The organism is Kitasatospora sp. NPDC059648 (genome assembly GCF_042734825.1).
Lineage (GTDB): Bacteria > Actinomycetota > Actinomycetes > Streptomycetales > Streptomycetaceae > Kitasatospora.
Window position 1 is genome coordinate 1 of sequence record NZ_JBHWDU010000245.1, and the last position, 1,113, is coordinate 1,113.

Consider the following 1,113-nt stretch of genomic DNA (forward strand, 5'->3'; position numbering starts at 1 on the left):
CGGCAGGACGTCGAGTCGACGCCCACCATCGACCAGTCGATCCGCCCGGCAAGGTCGGCGTCGGCCTGGACCGCCTGCAGGAGCCGGTCCCAGGTACCATCCGCCGACCAGCGGCGATGCCGTTCATACACGATCTTCCACGAGCCATAGCGTTCCGGCAGGTCACGCCACGGAACACCGGTGCGGACCCGGAACAGAATCCCGTTGAGCACGGTCCGGTGATCGTTCCACCGGCCGCCCCGGCCACCCAGCGAGGGCAGATGCGGCTCCAGCAGCAACCACTCTCGATTCGTCAGATCCCCCCGACCCATGACCCAACCAATGAGCGACCGGCCGGAAAGTCACATGATCCGCCGGACAGTGCCTAGGTGAGTGCAGTGATGCCCCGCTCGAACGCCCCAGCGCCCTTCCCCTTCGTGGCCGGTGTGGTCCGGGGCGTGAGCCCGAGACCTTCCAGGCGTGCGCGCTGTTCGTCGTTGAGGCTGTTCCAGCTGTGGGTTTCGGTCTGGCGGGTGGTCCAGGTGACCGCCTGGCCGCGATGCGCGCGGTCGTCTCGGCCGCGTAGCAAGCGCGTGCGGGTCGCCCCTCTGAGCGGGCGCGTTCGTGGCATGAAGCTGGGAAGCGGTTGATCGGCCGCCGTGGAGCGGCTGCGCACACCTGCTCACGGACAAATACATGCGAGACCTGGTATCTTGTGCTGCATGGTAGCCGGTGAAGCAAGTAATCAGGTTCCGGAGAAGATCGAGGTCCAGCTCCGTAAAGGGGTCCTGGAGTACTGCGTCCTGGCCCTTCTGCGAGACGGGCCCAAGTACGGGGTCGAGCTGCTGAAGGACTTGCAGGAGACCGTGCTCGCCACGAGCCCGGGCACCGTCTACCCCCTGCTTTCACGGCTCCGGCGCGACGAACTCGTCGTCACCACCTGGCAGGAGTCCTCCACCGGCCCGCCGCGCCGCTATTACGAGCTGACCGATGCGGGACGCACCGCGCTCGACTCCTTTACCGGCCTCTGGCCGGCATTCCGCGACACCGTCGACCACCTCCTTTCGCCCCCCAACGGGCGCCGGCACAACCCCTGAGGGGCGCACCTTGAAGACCGACGACAACACCCTGGTT

General features: G+C 67.0%; 2 protein-coding genes. One reads left to right on the forward strand and one right to left on the reverse strand.

Annotation, left to right across the window (positions count from 1 at the left end; translation table 11 throughout):
- The coding region (locus ACFV1W_RS40730; RefSeq protein WP_380422634.1) for an IS5 family transposase at nt 1–311 on the reverse strand (311 nt) is incomplete at its 3' end.
- 390 nt (nt 312–701) lie between these two features.
- On the opposite strand from ACFV1W_RS40730, the gene ACFV1W_RS40735 reads away from it, so the two are divergent.
- The gene (locus ACFV1W_RS40735; RefSeq protein ID WP_073772435.1) at nt 702–1,076 is read left to right on the forward strand and encodes a PadR family transcriptional regulator; all 375 of its coding nucleotides are present in this window, start codon (nt 702–704) and stop codon (nt 1,074–1,076) included.
- Nucleotides 1,077–1,113: the final 37 nt, after the last annotated feature.